The following is an 18,038-nucleotide window of genomic DNA, read 5'->3' as shown; positions in this document are numbered from 1 at the left end:
CGGCCGCTGTGTCAGCGCTGCAGCGGGTCGGCGTCCATGGCGGCACGGCGCTCGCGTATCCACCGCACGCGCTCGGTCAGCTGCCGCTTCCAGTCATCGGCCAGGCCGTCCACGGCAACGAGCGCCAGCATGTCGTCGACTTCCGGCACGTGCGCCGACACGACCCGCCAGAACTCGCTGATCGAAAACCGGTCGGTCGTGCGTTCGAGGCGCTGCAAGGCATCTCCCTGCCGGATCGTTCCCGGCTGGAGCACGCGGTAATACCAGCCGGTGGTGCGCTCCCTGGCCACCAGCAACGACATCCCTTCCACGGCGAAACGATGATTGATCTTCCAGCAGGGACTGCGCGGCTGCGAAACCTGCAGCACGACGCCGCCGGCCCGATAGATGTCACCGACATGCACGTTGCGCTCATCGAGCCCGACCGTGGCAATGTTTTCGCCGAGGCTGCCGGGAACCAGCGCATCGGCAACCTGGGGCAAGGCGGTCGCCAGCGTTGCGTAGTTTTCGCTGGCGAAATGGTGGACGGCCTTCTCGGGGCCGCCATGCACGCGCCTGTCCGCATGCTGATCGCCAATGATGCCTTCCGCGATGACCCGGGCCTCGCCTTCAATGCGCCGCTTGAAGATGCCGCTGCGATGCCCCTCTTCTCCGAGTATGCCGATGCCACCGGCAAATATCGCGTCAATCGGTACGTTGCTTGTCGTTTCAGGCATTGGTGACTCCGTCATGCATCTTGTCGGACTATAGATTTGCAGCAGGCAGCATGGCCAATGCTATATCGGCATTCCATGCATCACTACCAATCATGGATGGAGGCCCGGCGACATGGAACTACGCCAGCTGAAGATGTTCTGCGCGGCCGCGGAGTATGGCAGCTTCACCGCTGCCGCGGAAAAGGTTCACTGCGTGCAATCCAACATCACCATGCGCGTCAAGGAGCTGGAGGCCGAACTGCAGCAGCCTCTCTTTATCCGCCGCAAGACCGGCATCACGCTGACCTCGGCCGGACAGGTTTTTCTTGGCTACGCGCAACGGATTCTCCAGCTCACCGAAGAAAGCCGTAGCGCGCTGCTGGACAGCTCCGTGCCCGCCGGGCCGTTGCGGCTAGGCTCCATGGAGACCACCGCCGCGGTGCGGTTGCCAAGGGTGCTGGCGCGGTACCGCGAGCGCTATCCCGAGGTGCAGCTGTCGCTGACCACCGGCACCACGGCGGAGCTGATCAAGGCCGTCGAAGCGCACCGGCTGGACGGCGCCTTTGTCGGAGGCTTTCACCAGAACCGCGCGCTCCATCAGGAAGCGGTCTTCAACGAGGAACTGGTGCTGGTCAGCAGCAGCAGGTACGCCACGCTTGCCGAGCTGGCCAGCGAGATGACGCAGCACACCGTTCTGGTGTTCCGCTCCGGGTGCTTCTATCGCTCCACGCTGGAGCAATGGCTCTACCAGGCCGGGCTGATCCCGGGGCAGATCCTGGAACTTGGAACGCTTGACGGCATCCTGTCCTGCACCGCCGCGGGCATGGGCGTCACGATCCTGCCCAAGGCAGTGGTCGAACACCATGAATCGCGCGACCAGATTGCATGCCATCGGCTGCCCGACGAATTCGCAAAGGTGGCGACTGTCTTCGTCCGGCGCAAGGACACCTTTGAAACGGCGGCGCTGCGGGCCATGGCCAGCATGGCGCATGAGCAGTTCACGGTGTCCGGTTGAATTGCCGGCCGCTCAGCCGGCGCGTGCAAGCCGGCTTTCCAGCCCCAGCACGATCGCGGTCAGCGCCGTACAGGCAACGACTGCCGGCAGTGGCAGGCCGAGCAGGACCGCGCCGCCGCTGGCGAGCGCGGGAGGATGGCGCAGCGTCGTGGCCTGGATGGCCAGCAACACGATGCACCCCGGCAGCCATAGAAAGGGCTGATGACTGATCGCCGCCGCCGGAAGCGATGTCATCAGCGCACCGACGCCAAACGCGGCGGCACCGCTGAGCAAATGGGAAGCGGCAAAGCCCGCGATGCGCCTGGTCCCGCCCCGCGCCGGGACGCCGGCGGTCAACGCAGTGATTGCCAGCGGAAACACCGCCGCTTCCGACGCCCACACGGCAGCCAGCGGCATGCCGAGGGCGCATACCAGCAACGCCCTGAGAAAGGGCGCCATTCAGGCGACGGCCTGCAAGGGAGGCGCCGCGGTCCGGTGCTCGCCCGCATGCCAGCCCGAGAATCCCGCCACCAGTTCCGCGAGGCGCTCGGCGGCGGGAACGACGCCGTGGATCTTGCCCACGCCCTGCCCCGCATACAGCGACAGCTTTTCCGCCATCTCGGGCTTGTCGATGACGCGCGCGCCGCCGCCGACGTACTTGATCGGATTCCACTTCCTGCGGTTGGGGATCACCCGATGCGGCGTTCCGAACTTCCAACCGAACGAATAGCCGGTGCGATACTCGGTGTCATCGATGGTCGCTTCCACGATCTTCTGCTTGTACAAGTCGTGGGCCAGGGATTCGTCGCTGGCAACAAAGGCGGTGCCCACCCACACGCCGGCAGCGCCCACCTCCAGCACGGCCCGCACGTCGGCACGATCCGTGATGCCGCCGGCAGCCAGCACCGGCCGGCCCTCGGCGATTTCGACGAAGGCAGGTACCAGCGACAGCACGCCGATGGTGCCGCGGTTGAGATGGCCGCCGCCCTCGGCTCCCTGAGCGACCAAAATGTCGGCGCCCCACGCTATCGCCTGACGGGCAAGCGCGACCGACCCGACTTGCACGATCACCGTGATACCGGCCGCTTTCGCGCGGGGGATCATCTCGGCAAAGTCGCCATAGAACAGCGAGACCACGCGCGGCTTCTCTTCGAGAATCACCCGGAACTGTGCCTCGAAAACTTCCGGTCCGCCGAAGGACGGAACGATGTTCACGCCGAACGGCTTGTCGGTAAGTGCCCTGGTCTCGCGGATCCATTTGCGCAATGCCAGCGGCGGTAGCCGCAGCCCGCCAAGATGCCCGAGCCCTCCGGCATTGGACACGGCAGCGGTCAGTGCCGGCCCCGATATGCCAGCCATGCCGGCCTGGAACACGGGATAGCGGATACCGCACAGGGCTGCCGCCGGCCCCATCGGCGCGGCGTGCATATCGTTTTGCTTGATTGCGTCTTGCATGATTGCTTGCATCATCAGAGCTCCACTCGCTTGCCGAGCATGCGCTTCAGCGTGTCATTCTTCAGAACGAAATGATTCTTCATGGCGCCGAAAATGTGGAGCGCCAGGCCGGCCAGGAACGCGTACGCGCCGATCTTGTGCAGCAGTCTGGCGACGTACTCCACCTCCGGATTGGGCGCTACGATGGCGGGCAGCGCGATCCCGCCGGGCAGCCGCACCACGTCGCCAGCCGCCGACATGGCCAGCCAGCCGTCAAGCGGCAGCAGCACGGGCGCCAGCGCCAGTGCGACGGCGACCGAGCGGCTGATCATCACCTCGATGGGATTCGGCGTGCCCACCGGCAGCGGGTGATACGACGTGAGCCGTGCCCACAGCCGGTAAGCCGCCACGATAAAGAGCGCCGTGCCCAGCGTGCTGTGCATCGCGACCAGTTCGGCCTTGGCGGCGCCCGCGTCCATCTGGCCCGCTGACAGGCCAAGCCAGACCATGACCGACACCCCGGCTGCGATCAGCCAGTGCAGGCCGATCGTGATGGGCGAAAAGCCCAGTCCTGTGTCTCTCATCTGCATTGTTCAACTCCGGATGACTTCAAATCGATGGTGGGTGAAGGCAACGGCTCGCACTGTCGATCCGCTGGCTTAGTGGCTCACCGCGCCGGACGCGCCGATGCCGGTCTGGGCACGGACAAACTGGTCGCCATAGGCATCCCGCTCGCGGCGGCTGCGCGCGCTGCGATCGGTGACCGAGACCAGCCAGGTGCATAGCAGCGCCACATTCATCGAGACGATGGCGGGATAGTCGTAGGGAAAGACGGCTGCGTTGAAGCCAAGGATCTTGACCCAGACCGCGGGCGACAGGATCACCAGCCCGACCGCGCACACCAGTCCGGCGATGCCGCCGGCCAGGGCGCCGCGCGTGGTCAGCCCCTTCCAGTAGATGGAAAGCACGAGGATCGGGAAATTGACCGACGCTGCCACGCCAAAGGTCAGCGCCACCAGGAAGGCGATGTTCTGCTCCTTGAACAGGATCCCGAGCGCCACCGCGACCACGCCGATCGACACCGACGCCATGCGGGACACGCGCATCTCTTCCACAGGGCTGGCCGTATTCTTCCTGAGCACCCTGGCGTACAGGTCGTGCGAAATCGCCGAGGTGCCCGCCATGGTCAGGCCCGCGACGACCGCCAGGATGGTGGCGAAGGCAACCGCCGACAGGAAGCCAAGGAACAGGTCTCCGCCAAGCGCTTTGGCAAGGTGCATTACCGCCATATTGCTGCCGCCGATCATCCTGCCTCCCGGTACGCCACCCTCGAAGAACGCACCGTCCTGCCCGACGATGACGATGGCCGACAGCCCCAGCACCGCCACGATGAGGAAGAAGAAGCCGATGAACCCGGTTGCGATAAAGACCGATTTGCGGGCTTGCTGCGCATCGGGCACCGTGAAGAAGCGCATCAGGATATGCGGCAGCCCCGCCGTGCCGAACACCAGGCCCGCCGATAGCGACAGCATCGACAGCGGGTCGGAAACAAGCGCGCCAGGTGCGAGGATCTTCGCGCCGTCCTTGTGGCTGGCCACCGCCTGCGTCAACAGCGCCTCAAACGAAAAGCCGAACCGCCACAGCGCCAGGACCGCCAGCAGCGTGCCGCCGGCCAGCAGCAGCACCGCCTTGATGATCTGCACCCAGGTGGTCGCGACCATCCCGCCGAAGGTGACATAGATCATCATCAGCAGGCCCACGCCGATCACGGCGTAGTGGTACTCGAGCCCGAACAGCAGCTGGATCAGTTGGCCGGCTCCCACCATCTGGACGACCAGGTAGAAGCACACGATCGTCAGCGAGCCGAACGACATGAAGGTGCGGATCCGGTCCTGATCCAGCCGGTAGGAGGCGATATCGGCGATCGTTACCCTGCCGAGATTGCGGATCTTTTCCGCGAGCAGGAACAGCAGCAGCGGCCATGCGACGAAGAAGCTGATCGCATAGATAAAGCCGTCGTAGCCCTTGGCGAAGATCATGCTGGTGACACCCAGCAGCGCGGCCGCCGACATGTAGTCGCCGGCCAGTGCCAAGCCATTCTGGAAGCCGGTAATGCCGCCATTGCAGGTGTAGAAGTCGTCCAGCGACCTGGTGCGGGACGCGGCCCACCAGGTGATGCCCAGTGTCGCCAGCACAAACAGCATGAACATCACGATGGCGACCAGGTTGATCGGCTGGGTCTGCACCGACTGCAGGGCTGCCGGCGCGGCATGGACGCTGGCGGCGCCAAGCAAGGCACCCGATGCCAGGGACAGGTTGGCGATGGACTTCATTTCGACGCCTCCCGGATCAGCTTGCTGGTGAGGCCGTCGAACTCGTTGTTGGCCCGGCTGACGTAGACGCCGGTCAGAAGCCACGCGCCCAGGATGATCAGCGCGCCGACCAGCCAGCCGACGCTGACGCTGCTTTGCGCCGAAATCCGTGCGGCGAGCGTATCGGGGCTCAGCGCCGCAACGAGAATGAAGAGGTAGTACGGAACCAGCGTGACGGCGGATAGCAGCACCACCAGCCGTTTTCGCCGCCGGACCAGCACCGCGAAGAGTGGGTGTTCGCCAATGATGGAACAGGCGGTTGTACAGGCGGTTGTATTGGCGGTTGTACGGGGCATGTCTCCTCCTTTTTTGATCGTGCAGTCGTGATGCAGATAAGGTTGGGTACGCCTAAATTAGGTGGCCTTACCGCTCCTGTAAAACGATCTTTGGTGATGCCTTCCATCATTTCCGGTGAGGGATGAATGACCTGCGAAAACACCCGGCGCAGGCGAAAAAAAACCGCCTGTCAAAGACAGGCGGCCTTTTGCTCGCATTGGCGCGCTATCGCGCGAACAGCGCAGTCGGAAGCCCACGCTCCCGACGTCCAGACACGAAAACCGATGGCTACTTCGCGGTCGGCATGGCGAACTCCGCGCCCTTGGCAATGCTGTCGGGCCAGCGCTGCATCACGGACTTCTGGCGCGTGTAGAACCGCACGCCTTCCTCGCCATAGGCATGCATGTCGCCGAACAGGCTGCGCTTCCAGCCGCCGAAGCCATGCCAGGCCATGGGCACCGGGATCGGCACGTTGATGCCGACCATGCCGACTTCGATATGCCGCGCGAACGCACGGGCAACGCCGCCGTCACTGGTGTAGCAGGAGACGCCGTTGGCATACTCGTGGGCATTGATCAGCGCCACCGCTTCGGCAAAGTCCTTCACGCGAACGCAACCGAGCACGGGACCGAAGATCTCTTCGCGGTAGATCCGCATCTCTGGCGTGACGTGGTCGAACAGCGTGGCACCGGTGAAGAAGCCCTGCTCGTGGCCATCGACACGCAAGCCACGGCCGTCGAGCAGAAGGGAGGCGCCCTCTTCCACACCGACGCCGATATAGCCCTCGATGCGCTCCAGCGCCGCACGGGTCACCGCCGGGCCCATCTCGGCATCCGGGTCCAGGCCATTGCCGATCTTCAGGGTGCGCGCGCGCTCCACCAGCGCGGGCAGCAGCCGTTCCGCGGTGTCACCTACCAGGACCGCCACGGACACCGCCATGCAGCGCTCGCCCGCCGAGCCATAGGCAGCGCCGATCAGCGCATCCACCGCCTTGTCGATATCGGCATCCGGCATCACGACCAGGTGGTTCTTGGCGCCGCCCAGCGCCTGCACGCGCTTGCCGGCCCGGCTGGCGCGCTCGCTGATCGACTGCGCGATCGGGGTCGACCCGACGAAGCTCACGGCCTTCACGTCCGGATGGCCGATCAGCGCCTCGACCACTTCCTTGTCACCCTGAACCACGTTGAAAACGCCGGCCGGCAATCCGGCTTGCGCCAGCAGGTCAGCCATCAGCAAGCTCGCGCTCGGATCGCGCTCGCTCGGCTTCAGGATAAAGGTATTGCCGGCTGCGATGGCGACCGGGAACATCCAGCACGGCACCATGCACGGGAAATTGAAAGGCGTGATGCCGACCGCCACGCCGAGCGGCTGGCGCATGGTCCAGTTGTCGATGCCGGTGCTGACCTGGTCCGTGTAGTCGCCCTTCAGCAACTGCGGAATGCCGCATGCGAATTCGATGACGTCGATACCGCGCGCCACCTCGCCCTGCGCGTCGGAGAACACCTTGCCGTGCTCGGCGGTGATGATCGCGGCCAGTTCGTCCCGATGCTGGTTCATCAGCTGCAGGAATCGCTGCATGATCCGCGCGCGGCGGATCGGGGGCGTCTCCGACCACGCCGGAAACGCCCTGGCGGCAGCGGCAACCGCGGCATCCACGTCGCTGCGCGTTCCCAGTACAACCCGCCGCGACACGGCCCCGGTCGCCGGATTGAAGACATCCTGTCGCCGCACGGCTTCACCAGCGGTCTTGCTTCCGGCAATGAAGTGGACGACTTCACGCTCATCGTCATAGCGGTTCGCTGCACTCATGGTTCGCTCCTGAAGGGATTTGGTGGAAGCGAGTTTAGGTGCCTGCAATAGTCCCGGACAATAGGCTGCGGCTCGATTCACTGTTTAGTTATTTAAACAACGCCGAGGATGGGAACGCGTGGCAGGAAGCGTTGCCCACGGGAAATTCCGATGCGCCGCAAACCGGTGCGTCCTATGCTGAGAACAACGGGCCCGGCGACCGGCCCATGTGCCCGGACAGGCACCTTGCCTCCATGAATTCCGCGCGAGTGACCATGCGTCCCCTGCTGCAAGCCCGCCTCGTCAATGACGTCTTCGGCGACCCCATCTTGCTCGTGGACTTCCTGGACGAACGGCGCGCCCTGCTTTTCGACCTGGGCGACATCTCCGTGCTGATGCCGCGCAACCTGATGCGCGTCTCGCATGTGTTTGTCACGCATACCCATATGGATCACTTTTCCGGTTTCGATCATCTGTTGCGGGTACTGCTCGGGCGCAAGCCATCCATCGCGCTGTACGGCGGGCCGGGGTTCGTGGCGCAGGTCGGGCATAAGCTGCGTGCCTATACCTGGAACGTCGTGCATCGCTACGACCTGGAGCTGGTGGTTGAGGCGTTTGAACTTGCACTGGACGGCCACATGCGCAGCGCCCGCTTTTCAAGCCGGGACCGCTTTGCCAGCGTGGCTGCGGCAACGACAGAACGATCCGACGATGTCGTGCATGACGAGACGACGTTCCGTGTGCGCGCCTGCTTTGTCGACCACGGCATTCCATGCCTGTCCTACGTAGTCGAAGAAAAAGCCCGGCTCGGCATCAACAAGGAGCGCCTGGAAGCATCGGGCATGACCAAAGGCGCGTGGCTGCGCGAATTGAAGCATGCGGTGCTGACCGGCGCCCCCGTGGATACGCCGATGCTTGTGCAATGGCGCGACCGAGGTGGCGACCGCGCGGCGACGCGGACGGTCGGCGAACTGAGCCGCCTGATCCTTGACGCCGAGCCCGGCCAGCGCATCGGCTACGCGACCGACCTGCGCGATACCAGCGACAACGTGCAGGCGTTGTCCAAACTGATGGAAGGCGTGGACCATCTCTTCATCGAGAGCGTATTCCTGGATGCCGATCGCGCGCATGCCCAGCGCAAGAACCACCTGACCGCTGCGCAGGCTGGCCGCATCGCATCCCGCATCGGCGCCTGCGCGGTGACGCCGTTCCATTTCTCGCCGCGTTACCGAGGCCGTGCCGGGGAACTGGCTGGCGAAGTGCTGGCAGCCTGGGAGCGCCCGCGATGCTGACCTGCCGAATCAACCCCTATTGAATCGCGTCATGACCAAAACCCATCGCACCGAAGCCGACCTGCTTGGCGAACGCCAGGTGCCGGCCGACGCCTACTACGGCGTCCACACCCTCAGGGCCTGGGAGAACTTCCAGATCAGTGGCACGCCGATCTCATCGTGGCCCGAACTGATCAATGCGCTGGCCTCCGTCAAGCAGGCCGCCGCCGAGGCCAATGCCGATCTCGGCCTGCTGCCCGACAGGCTGCGCGACGCCATCCTGGCCGCCTGCCATGATGTGCGCGAGGGCAAGCTGCACGACCAGTTCATTGTCGACACCATCCAGGGCGGAGCCGGCACGTCGACGAACATGAATGCCAACGAGGTTATCTGCAACCGCGCGCTCGAGCACATGGGGCACCGCAAGGGTGAATACCAGTTCCTGCACCCGAACGAGCACGTAAACATGGCGCAAAGCACCAACGACGTCTATCCAACCGCGCTGCGCATTGCCACGTACTTCGCCATCGGGCGCCTGCTCGAAGCGATGGAAGTCCTGCGCGCCGCATTCGACCGCAAGGCGACGGAATTCTCCGGCCTGCTCAAGCTGGGCCGCACCCAGCTTCAGGATGCAGTCCCGATGACGCTCGGCCAGGAATTCTCCACGTATGCGGTCATGCTCGAGGAAGACATGGCGCGCCTGCGCGAAACCGCGTTGCTGATCCGCGAAATCAACCTCGGCGCCACCGCGATCGGCACCGGCATCACCGCGCATCCCGACTACGCGCCGAAGGCCCTGGCGGCATTGCGGCGGATCACAGGCATCGACCTGTGCCTCGCGCCCAACCTGGTGGAAGCCACGCAGGATTGCGGCGCCTTTGTGCAGATCTCTGGCGTGCTCAAGCGCATTGCCGTCAAGCTGTCCAAGACCTGCAACGACTTGCGGCTGCTGTCGAGCGGGCCGCGCGCCGGCTTCGGCGAGATCAACCTGCCGCCGATGCAGGCGGGATCGTCGATCATGCCCGGCAAGGTCAATCCCGTCATTCCCGAGGTGGTCAACCAGATCGCCTTCGAAGTGTTCGGCAACGACACCACCATCACCTTCGCCGCGGAGGCCGGCCAGTTGCAGCTCAATGCCTTCGAGCCGGTGATCGCCGCCAGCCTGCTACGCAGCTTCCGGCACCTGACCAATGGCTGCCTGACGCTGGCGCAGAAGTGCGTCGACGGCATTACCGCCAACCCTGAGCGCTTGCGCGAAACCATCGAGCGCTCGATCGCACTCGTGGCCGCGCTCAATCCCGTGATCGGCTACAAGAACGCAACCTCCGTCGCCGCCGAGGCCCATGCCAGGGGCACCACCATCCGCGAAGTGGTGCTGGCAAGGGGCCTGATGACCGCCGAGGCGCTCGACGAGGCATTGCGGCCGGAAACGCTGATCCGGCCGCGTGCGGACAAGCTCGCCGACAAACTCACGGACAAGGCCGACGGCAAGCCATGAACAAGGTCCGCTGTGGCTTGCTGTGGCTCATCCCCGGCCGTGGTCCCGCCCGGGAAGCGAGCCCGCGAACAACGACTTCCTTATGATGGCATGGATGCCCCAGTTGCCATTGACGACCTGCGTCACCCCGAAATCCACGGCGACCGATATCAGGGTGACCGCCTCGTCTTCGCTCAGCCCCTTGACCGTCATGAGAAAGCGGCGCGCCTTGCGGAAGGCATCGCGCATGGCATCGTCGAGCGTGGATTTCTGGTAGATATCGCTCTGTGCCATCTTGCCCAGCTCGGTCAGATGGTTCGGTGAACTGAACCCGTGCAGTATCCACTCGTCGGCAGTCTCCACCAACGGGTAGCTCAGGTCGGCAAATGGGGCACCGCGTTCAATCATGGTGCCTTTATGCAGGACCAGTTGGAAGTCGCCGGTAAGCGAGCATTCGATGGCCGTTCCGCATAGCTCCGAGTCGCCTTGGGAGGCATGGGGATCTCCGATCGACAGCAAAGCGCCCGGAACGGCAACGCGAAGGTAGACCGCTGCGCCTCGCGTGATCCGCCAGTTGTCCAGATTTCCGGCGAAGCTCGATGGGGGGATCGAATCGATCAGCCCGTCCTGCGCCGGCGCGACGGCAATGACGCCGAAATGCGGCCGTACCGGTATCGCGACATCGTGCAGCACGTCGTAGTTCTTGTTGATGGTGGCATGGTCGACCGGCACGGATGCAGCACGCCGAAGGGATCGCGCTGCGGCGGCCATAGAATCCATACTAGAAGGGCCGGTGTGAGACCAATATGGCGATTCGCCCCAAAGACTGTGCTGGCGCGTACTAGGGTAAACGTGCGCGGGGGCGGCCGTGACCCATCACGCCGGCGATGCGCCGGAACTGATGATGGCAACGATCCGGGGCATACGTTGCCCCCGCGTTGCTTACGATTTCGCTGACGGCTCCGGTTTCCGATCCACAATGCCCGCCGCAGCCACGGCACGCGCGCCTAGCACCGGCACGTCGTCGTGGCGCCAGCCGCCGAGATCGGCCCGTTCCACGACCAGGTCACGGAAACGCTGCGCCGCGGGCCGCGGCGTGACTTCGCCGTTCCAGACCACGACCACCGGCTCCACGTGGCTGCACAGGTCGAAGCGAAGGATGCGTGCCACCTTGGCCTCGCAGAGCTGCGCAGCGATCCGCTCGGGGAAGACCGCCAGGTAGTGCCCTGTCTGCATCAGGCTTGCGGTCGCGGCAACGTCGCTGGTGCGGATGCCCGATGCCGGCGGCGCGACGCCAAAGGCGTGGAAGGCTGCGTGAAGCAGGTTGAGCATGCGCGATCCGGCCGCAGGTATGCACCACCGCTCGGACGACAAAGCCTGTGCCGCGATCTTGCGGCGCGCCAGCAGCGGATGATCGCGGCTCGCCACGATGACGACCTTCTGCGCCGGCACCACGGGCGTGGTCCGCAATGCCGGCCGCGACAGGCGAGGATCGTCGTAGGCGAAGAGCAGGTCGAGCGACCCGTCGACAAGCTGCTCCGTCATTTCACCAATGCCGCCTTCGATCACGCTGATCTCCACACGCGGATTGTCGCGATGGAAATCGGTCATGGCCTGCGCCAGCAGCGGCTGCACCGAGATCGTTCGAAAGGCGATACGCAATTCGCCCTGTCCGCCCGCACGCAACGCGTGAAGCGATTCCGCCAGTCGCTCGAATTGCGCCAGCAGCACCTTGGCGTGCGCCGCCATCTCGCGGCCCGGTTCGGTCAGTACCAGGCCGCGCCGGCCCCTGACATAGAGCGGCGTGCCGACAATGTCCTCGATTTCTCCCAATGCCTTCGACACCGCAGCCGGACTGACATGCAGGCGCTCAGCCACCGCCGCGGCCGTACCCGCTTCGCTGAGTACAAGAACGAGGCGGAGATGACGCAGTTTCAGGCGGCCCAGCATTGACTGGGCGGAATCCCGGGCGGCGCGGGCAGAACCATTCGACATGGGTGGACAACAAGTGGCGGTGGGATAACCGCATTTTAAGAGTTAACCACTTGGTTTATCTACATGGACTTTTATTCGCTTTTGGTAGAGACATCGATCCCTTATAGTCGGCGCCATTCCATCAATACAAACGAGGCGCAAGACCCCAGGAGGAGGCCAATGATCACGCTGAACACTTTTGCCAGGATCGTACGCGGGGTGATGACAGCCGCCACGGTGGGCACCTTGCTTGCCGCGATGAATCCCGCCGCTGCCGCGGCATGGCCGGATCGGCCGCTGCGGCTGGTCGTGCCGTTTCCCGCCGGCGGTTCCTACGACATCGTGGGCCGCACGCTGGCCCGCAAGCTGGAGCAGCGGCTCGGGCAGCCGGTGGTGGTCGAGAATATCGCCGGCGGCGCTACCGTGCCGGGCGTCATGTCGGTACTGAAGGAAAAGGCCGACGGCAATACGCTGCTGCTCGCGAGCGACGGCACGCTGAACATCAATCCGCATACCATCAAGGGATTGCGCTACAACCCCGACCGGGATTTCACGCCCGTCACCATCGTGAATACCGTGCCGCACTGGATCGTCACGCGGGTGGACCGCAAGCAGATGAACCTGACCGAACTCAGGGACTACATCGTCAAGCACCCGGGTAAGGTCTCGATCAGCATCAATGCTGTCGCAGGCGCGGCGCATCTCGGCCTTGCGGACTGGAAGCGCCGCAACGGCCTGGACTTCACCATCGTGCCGTATCGCGGCTCTCCGCCGGCCATGTCGGACCTGATTGGCGGCCAGACCGATGCCCATGTGGATGTCATCGGCTCCTCCATCAGCTACGTCGGAGACGGCAAGGTCAAGCCGCTGGCCGTGCTGCAAACGGCGACGGTTGCGCAATTCCCCAGGCTGGAGCGGCAGGCGGCTGAAAGCAAGGATGCCCTGCTCGTCCGCGCCAACCTGGCGCTCGTCGCCAAGGCCGGCACACCCGATGCCGTCGTCGAGCGGCTGTACCGCGAAGTGCGCGCCAGCGTGCAGGAACCTGATTTTATCGAACGGCTCCAGTCGCTCTCCTACGAACCGGTCCTCACCACACCCGCCGAGAGCCGGCGCCTGATCCATGCCGAGACCGTGCGCTACGGCGCCATAGCTCGCACGGTCAATCTCGAATCCAACTGACATCACGTCTAACCCATTTTCTGGAGCCCGCCAATGCGTTTCGTCATCGCCCTGATGCGGCATGAGACCAATACCTTCTCGCCAATTCCAACGCCGCTCTCCGCCTTCAGCCGTGGCAGCAGTACCGATGGCCCGCTATATGGCGAAGACGCAGTGCGCGCCTGCCAGGGCACCAACAGTGCCGCGGCGGCGTTCATGGACCTGGTGGCCGCCCAAGGCGACGAGTTCGTGATGCCGCTGATGGCAAATGCCGTACCGAGCGGGGTGGTGACGCGGGAAGCCTTCGAATCGATGTCTGCCACGATCGTCGAGGCCGTGCACAAAGGCTGCGACGCCGTCATGCTCGACCTGCACGGTGCAATGGTGGCCGAGGGCCTTGCGGATGCCGAAGGCGAACTGCTCGCACGGATCCGCGCCGCCGCGCCGGAGGTACCGATCGCGGTATCGCTTGATTTCCACGCCAACTTCAGCAAGGCACTGGTGGAAAACGCCACGGTCATTGCCGGCTACCGGACCTATCCGCATGTGGACGTATACGAGACCGGAGCGCGTGCCGCGCAGACACTGATGGCGGCGCTTCGTGGCGAAGTCCGACCGGTCATGCTGTGGCGCACGCTGCCGATGCTCACCCATATGCTGCGCCAGACGCCGCGCGAGCAGCCGATGAAGGACATCATGGACCGGGCCATCGCGGCGGAGCGCGACGGCGAGGTGCTGAACGTCTCGATCTTCGGCGGCTTTCCGCTTGCGGATATTCCCTATGTCGGCCTGACGGTCGTCGTGGTGGCCGATGCGGCCCATGCCGACGCGGGCGCGCAGCTGCTCGACGAACTCAGCGCCGCCGCATGGGAGCGCCGCGCCGACTTCGTCTTTCCGCTCGAACCCATGGAGACGTCTATCGCGCGCGCACGCGATGCCGAGACCGGCCCCGTGATCCTCGTCGATCATGGCGATAATTGCGGTGCGGGTGGGCCGACCGACGAGATGACGGTCCTTGGTGAAGTGCTGCGGCAGGGGCTGAAGGACGTTGTCGCCGGCCCCTTCTGGGATCCCGGTGCCGTGGCGCTCATGATCGAGGCGGGTGTCGGCAGAACCGTGACGATCGACGTGGGCGGCAAGACCGACATGCCTGCTCTCGGGCTGAAAGGCAAGCCGCTGCGCCTGGCCGGACAAGTTCGGTGCATCACCGATGGCGCTTACCAGGTGACGGGGCCAATGTTCACCGGCATGCGGCTCAGCCTGGGCCGGACAGCGGTGCTTGACGTGGACGGCACGATCGTCGTCGTCTGCGAAAAGCCGCAGGAGCCATTCGATACGGGCGTCTTCACCCACGCCGGGATCGACCTGTCGCGCCGCAAGTATGTCCTGATCAAGTCGCGCCAGCATTTCCGCGCCGGCTTCGAGCCCATCGCAAAGGATATCGTCCTGGTGGCCGGCCCTGGCGTCTGCAGTTCGGACTACAGCCAGTTTCCCTTCCGCAACTTGCGCCGCCCCATCTATCCCCTGGACGAACACGCCACGATCCAGCCCCTCTGACAATCGAAATATTCTCGCATCTCAAGGAGACACCATGCCGGACCGATTCTCAGTGCGCAACCTCGCAGTCGGCATTTCCCTTGCCTTGGGCATGGGCGCCTTGCCGGCCACCGCGCTCGCGGCCCCAACCGATACCCCGCTGCGCATCGTGGTGGGATTCGCACCTGGCGGCGCCCTCGACATCTTCGCCCGCGCGCTGGCCGAGAAGCTGCGCGTCTCCCTCGACACGCCGGTGTTGGTGGAGAATCGTCCGGGCGCTTCGGCTCGGTTGGCGTTGGACAATGTCCGGCGCTCGCCCGCTGATGGCAAGACTTTGCTGATTTCGCCGGCGCCTCCGTTCACGATCTTCCCGCTGACCTACAAGCAACTGCCGTACGATCCGGACAAGGACATGGTGCCTGTCGCCTACCTGGCAGACGTGCCGCTGGTGGCATCGACCAGCGTCAGCCAGCCGTACCGGACCATGCAGGAATACCTGGCGTGGGTAAAGCGCGATCCCTCGAAAGGCGGAGTCGGCCTGGTGACCCTCGGCGGCAGCATTCATTTCGGCGTCGTCACCCTCAGCAAGGAAATCGGTGTGCCGCTGATGCCGACGGCGTACCGTGGCGTGGTGATGATGCTGACCGATGAGATCGGTGGCACGCTGCCCATCGGCATCGACGCCATTGCCGGGCAGATGGAGCTGTATCGCGCCGGCAAGATCCGCTTCCTCGGCGTTACCGGCACCAGACGCTCATCCCTGCTGCCTGACGTACCGACGCTGGCGGAAGCCGGCGCCCCCGGCTTTGAGACTGCCTCTGGGTGGTACTCGGCGTTCGTGCCGGCGGGCACCCCGCCCGCCACCGTTGCACAGTTGGAAAAGGCGCTGCTGGAGGCGGTCCGTGCACGCGACATCCGCGACAAGATGGCGACCTTGGGCATGGAACTGAATGGCCGGCCGGCGACGGCATTGCGTCAGACAATCCAGGACCAGCGGGCGCGCTGGAAGCCTGTGGTCATGGCGTCCGGCTTCACGGCGACCGAATAGCCGTATCCGCGGCAGGATCGTACGGCAGTACCCGCTCCTGCTCTTCCGGACTGTTCCGGGCAACGATGGCGCGGGCCGGCTCGGTGGCACTGAGATTGAACGGCTGGTGCGGAACGCCGGGCGGGATAAACAGGAAGTCGCCCGCTTCAGTGACCACGGATTCTCGCAAGCCGGGGCCGTAGCGGGTTTCGACCCGGCCCTCCAGCACGTATATGGCGGTCTCGTGTTCGCAATGCACGTGGGCTTGCGCGTGCGCGCCGGGCGGGACCACGACAAGGTGCATCGACAATGCCCTGGCGCCTGCCGTCGTGCCGGAAATGCCAACGAAATACGGCAGCTTCTGGCTGGTGACTATTTCCCGGTCCGGATGCACCGCCACCAGGGTCGACGGAACGCTCGCGCTCGTTGTCTGCATGATGCAATGCTCCGCTGTCTCGGCAGGCTTTGACGGCCACCTGCAAATTCATCATAGCGATGTGCCGATGGCCGTTCAATCGCGCCACTGCGCCTGGCGCGCACCACCTTACTGTGCCGACAAGCCCCCATCCACGCCGATGCTCTGGCCATGGATATAGCGTCCGGCCGGCGCCGCCAGCAGCACCGCCAGCCCCGCCACGTCCTCCGCCTCGCCGATGCGCCGCATGGGCACGCCCGCGGCCAGGCGGGCTTCGCGTTCCGGGTCGCCCCACAGGGCATCGCGCGAGAATTCCGTGCGCACCGGGCCCGGGTTGATCGCATTGACGTTGATGCCGGACGGGCCGAGTTCCAGCGCGAGGCTGCGCATGGCCTGGTCGATCGCCGCCTTGGTCACGCTGTACAGGCCAAGGAACGCCGAGCCGCGCTTCGCGGCAATGCTCGACATGAAAGTGATCGAGCCATCGCGGCGCTCTGCCATCTGCGGCGCCAGCGCGTTCACCAGCATCAGGTTGCCGCGCACGTTGCCGGCCATGGCCGCATCGAACACATCGGGGCCTTGCGCCAGCATGGAACCCGGCGTGGCGCCGGCCGCCGCATTGAGGACCAGCGCATCGACCCGGCCGTAGGCGGCCAGCGCCTGCTCCGCGAAGGCGCGCACGCTGTCGACATCGGCAATGTCACAGGCAATGCCGGTGGCGCGGATGCCTTCCGCTTCCAGTTGGGCGGCGACGGTGCGGGCGGCTTCGCCGTCACGTCCCGATACCACCACTGCGGCGCCGGCGCTGCCAAGCGCCCTTGCCATGGCGAGGCCCATGCCGCGCGTGGATCCGGTGATGACGGCAACGCGGCCGCTCAAATCGAAAAGGTTGTGCATGACGAATAACTCCTTAAGGAGGGATGACGGGGTCTGCCCGGGTCTTATAGATGATGACTGACATCTATTGAATAAAGTATGACCATCATCTAAACTGCGGTCAAGGCGGAATTTCCGAGGAGTCCTTCACATGGCACGCGCATCACGCGAACAAGCCGACAAGAACCGCGAAGCGATCGAGCAATCGTCGTCGCGGCTGTTCCGCGAGCGCGGACTGAACGGCGTCAGCGTCGCCGAGTTGATGGCCGATGCCGGCCTGACCCACGGCGGCTTTTATGGGCACTTTGCATCCAAGGACGCGCTCGCCGCGCAGGCCTGCAAGCGTGCCTTCGAAGAATCCGCCGAGCGCTGGGAACGCCGGCTGGCGCGCGCCAACGGCGACCGGCACACCATGCTGGCCAACCTGGTCGAGCCTTACCTGACGGCTGCGCATTGCGCCAACCCTGGCGCTGGCTGCGCCGCGGCGTCGCTGGCGGTGGACGTGGCGCGCGAGCCCGCCGACAAGCCGGTGCGGCAGGCTTACCTGGACGGCTTCAAGGTACTGGTCGATGAAATGGCCACGACTGTAGCCAGCGAGAACCCGCAGGTACGCGAGGAACAAGCCCTGGTCCGCATGGCCTTGCTGGTCGGTGCGCTGACGCTGGCGCGCGCAACCGAGGGCGATCAGATCTCCCACGCCATGCTCGACGCCGTCCGCAACCGTTTGCTGGGCAGTTCCGCCTAG

17 protein-coding genes and 1 pseudogene are annotated in these 18,038 nt (G+C 64.9%); 7 read left to right on the top strand and 11 right to left on the bottom strand.

Features of this window, described 5'->3' with window-relative positions:
- Positions 1 to 11: 11 nt before the first annotated feature.
- The gene (locus VSR71_RS13420) at positions 12 to 716 is read right to left on the bottom strand and encodes an MOSC domain-containing protein (protein WP_342914347.1); all 705 of its coding nucleotides are present in this window, start codon (positions 714 to 716) and stop codon (positions 12 to 14) included.
- Positions 717 to 828: 112 nt separating this feature from the next.
- Between VSR71_RS13420 and VSR71_RS13415 the strand changes: the two genes are divergently transcribed.
- Positions 829 to 1,710, top strand: a complete 882-nt coding sequence (locus VSR71_RS13415; RefSeq protein ID WP_342914346.1) for a LysR family transcriptional regulator — start codon at positions 829 to 831, stop codon at positions 1,708 to 1,710.
- Positions 1,711 to 1,722: 12 nt separating this feature from the next.
- Here the strand turns inward: VSR71_RS13415 and VSR71_RS13410 are convergent, their stop codons facing one another.
- The 6 genes from VSR71_RS13410 to VSR71_RS13385 form a co-directional block, all read right to left on the bottom strand.
- A complete protein-coding gene (locus VSR71_RS13410; RefSeq protein WP_342914345.1) occupies positions 1,723 to 2,106 on the bottom strand; it encodes a hypothetical protein in 384 nt (127 codons plus the stop codon).
- A 42-nt stretch (positions 2,107 to 2,148) separates the two neighbouring features.
- On the bottom strand, positions 2,149 to 3,117 hold the full coding sequence (locus VSR71_RS13405; protein ID WP_342914344.1) for a nitronate monooxygenase: 969 nt from the start codon (positions 3,115 to 3,117) through the stop codon (positions 2,149 to 2,151).
- Between the two features lie 41 nt (positions 3,118 to 3,158).
- Positions 3,159 to 3,713, bottom strand: coding sequence for a cytochrome b (locus tag VSR71_RS13400; RefSeq protein ID WP_342914343.1), 555 nt, complete (start codon positions 3,711 to 3,713; stop codon positions 3,159 to 3,161).
- A 69-nt stretch (positions 3,714 to 3,782) separates the two neighbouring features.
- On the bottom strand, positions 3,783 to 5,456 hold the full coding sequence (gene actP / locus VSR71_RS13395) for a cation/acetate symporter ActP (RefSeq protein ID WP_342914342.1): 1,674 nt from the start codon (positions 5,454 to 5,456) through the stop codon (positions 3,783 to 3,785).
- The gene (locus tag VSR71_RS13390) at positions 5,453 to 5,791 is read right to left on the bottom strand and encodes a DUF485 domain-containing protein (RefSeq protein WP_342914341.1); all 339 of its coding nucleotides are present in this window, start codon (positions 5,789 to 5,791) and stop codon (positions 5,453 to 5,455) included. The genes actP and VSR71_RS13390 overlap by 4 nt, the downstream gene beginning before the upstream one ends.
- Before the next feature lie 268 nt (positions 5,792 to 6,059).
- Entirely contained in the window at positions 6,060 to 7,580 is a 1,521-nt protein-coding gene (locus VSR71_RS13385; RefSeq protein ID WP_342914340.1) for a CoA-acylating methylmalonate-semialdehyde dehydrogenase, read from the bottom strand.
- Positions 7,581 to 7,834: 254 nt separating this feature from the next.
- Between VSR71_RS13385 and VSR71_RS13380 the strand changes: the two genes are divergently transcribed.
- A complete protein-coding gene (locus tag VSR71_RS13380; RefSeq protein WP_342914374.1) occupies positions 7,835 to 8,851 on the top strand; it encodes a ribonuclease Z in 1,017 nt (338 codons plus the stop codon).
- A 31-nt stretch (positions 8,852 to 8,882) separates the two neighbouring features.
- Positions 8,883 to 10,328 carry an aspartate ammonia-lyase gene (gene aspA, locus VSR71_RS13375; RefSeq protein ID WP_342914339.1) on the top strand — a complete coding sequence of 482 codons (1,446 nt, stop codon included), beginning with the start codon at positions 8,883 to 8,885 and terminating at the stop codon, positions 10,326 to 10,328.
- A 27-nt stretch (positions 10,329 to 10,355) separates the two neighbouring features.
- Here the strand turns inward: aspA and VSR71_RS13370 are convergent.
- Positions 10,356 to 11,077: pseudogene (locus tag VSR71_RS13370) on the bottom strand (acetamidase/formamidase family protein); the annotation flags it as partial.
- Positions 11,078 to 11,249: 172 nt separating this feature from the next.
- Complete coding sequence (locus tag VSR71_RS13365; protein ID WP_342914338.1) at positions 11,250 to 12,257, bottom strand: LysR family transcriptional regulator; 1,008 nt, start codon at positions 12,255 to 12,257, stop codon at positions 11,250 to 11,252.
- 108 nt (positions 12,258 to 12,365) lie between these two features.
- Here VSR71_RS13365 and VSR71_RS13360 point away from each other — a divergent pair, with 108 nt between their 5' ends.
- Genes VSR71_RS13360 through VSR71_RS13350 form a run of 3 tightly spaced genes read left to right on the top strand, consistent with a single transcriptional unit; the run spans position 12,366 to position 16,023 of the window.
- Positions 12,366 to 13,460 (top strand): tripartite tricarboxylate transporter substrate binding protein, encoded by a 1,095-nt coding sequence (locus tag VSR71_RS13360; protein WP_342914337.1) that lies wholly within the window; start codon positions 12,366 to 12,368, stop codon positions 13,458 to 13,460.
- Positions 13,461 to 13,493: 33 nt separating this feature from the next.
- Positions 13,494 to 14,996 (top strand): M81 family metallopeptidase, encoded by a 1,503-nt coding sequence (locus VSR71_RS13355; RefSeq protein ID WP_342914336.1) that lies wholly within the window; start codon positions 13,494 to 13,496, stop codon positions 14,994 to 14,996.
- 34 nt (positions 14,997 to 15,030) lie between these two features.
- Entirely contained in the window at positions 15,031 to 16,023 is a 993-nt protein-coding gene (locus tag VSR71_RS13350; protein WP_342914335.1) for a tripartite tricarboxylate transporter substrate-binding protein, read from the top strand.
- Here the strand turns inward: VSR71_RS13350 and VSR71_RS13345 are convergent.
- The gene (locus tag VSR71_RS13345) at positions 16,007 to 16,438 is read right to left on the bottom strand and encodes a cupin domain-containing protein (protein ID WP_342914334.1); all 432 of its coding nucleotides are present in this window, start codon (positions 16,436 to 16,438) and stop codon (positions 16,007 to 16,009) included. The genes VSR71_RS13350 and VSR71_RS13345 overlap by 17 nt on opposite strands.
- Positions 16,439 to 16,546: 108 nt before the next feature.
- Positions 16,547 to 17,314 carry a glucose 1-dehydrogenase gene (locus VSR71_RS13340; RefSeq protein WP_342914333.1) on the bottom strand — a complete coding sequence of 256 codons (768 nt, stop codon included), beginning with the start codon at positions 17,312 to 17,314 and terminating at the stop codon, positions 16,547 to 16,549.
- 130 nt (positions 17,315 to 17,444) lie between these two features.
- On the opposite strand from VSR71_RS13340, the gene VSR71_RS13335 reads away from it, so the two are divergent.
- Positions 17,445 to 18,038 carry a TetR/AcrR family transcriptional regulator gene (locus tag VSR71_RS13335; protein ID WP_342914332.1) on the top strand — a complete coding sequence of 198 codons (594 nt, stop codon included), beginning with the start codon at positions 17,445 to 17,447 and terminating at the stop codon, positions 18,036 to 18,038.

Source organism: Cupriavidus oxalaticus (assembly GCF_038900635.1).
Lineage (GTDB): Bacteria > Pseudomonadota > Gammaproteobacteria > Burkholderiales > Burkholderiaceae > Cupriavidus > Cupriavidus oxalaticus_B.
Note: the sequence above shows the minus strand (reverse complement) of the source record. Positions and strands in the feature narration are given on the sequence as shown.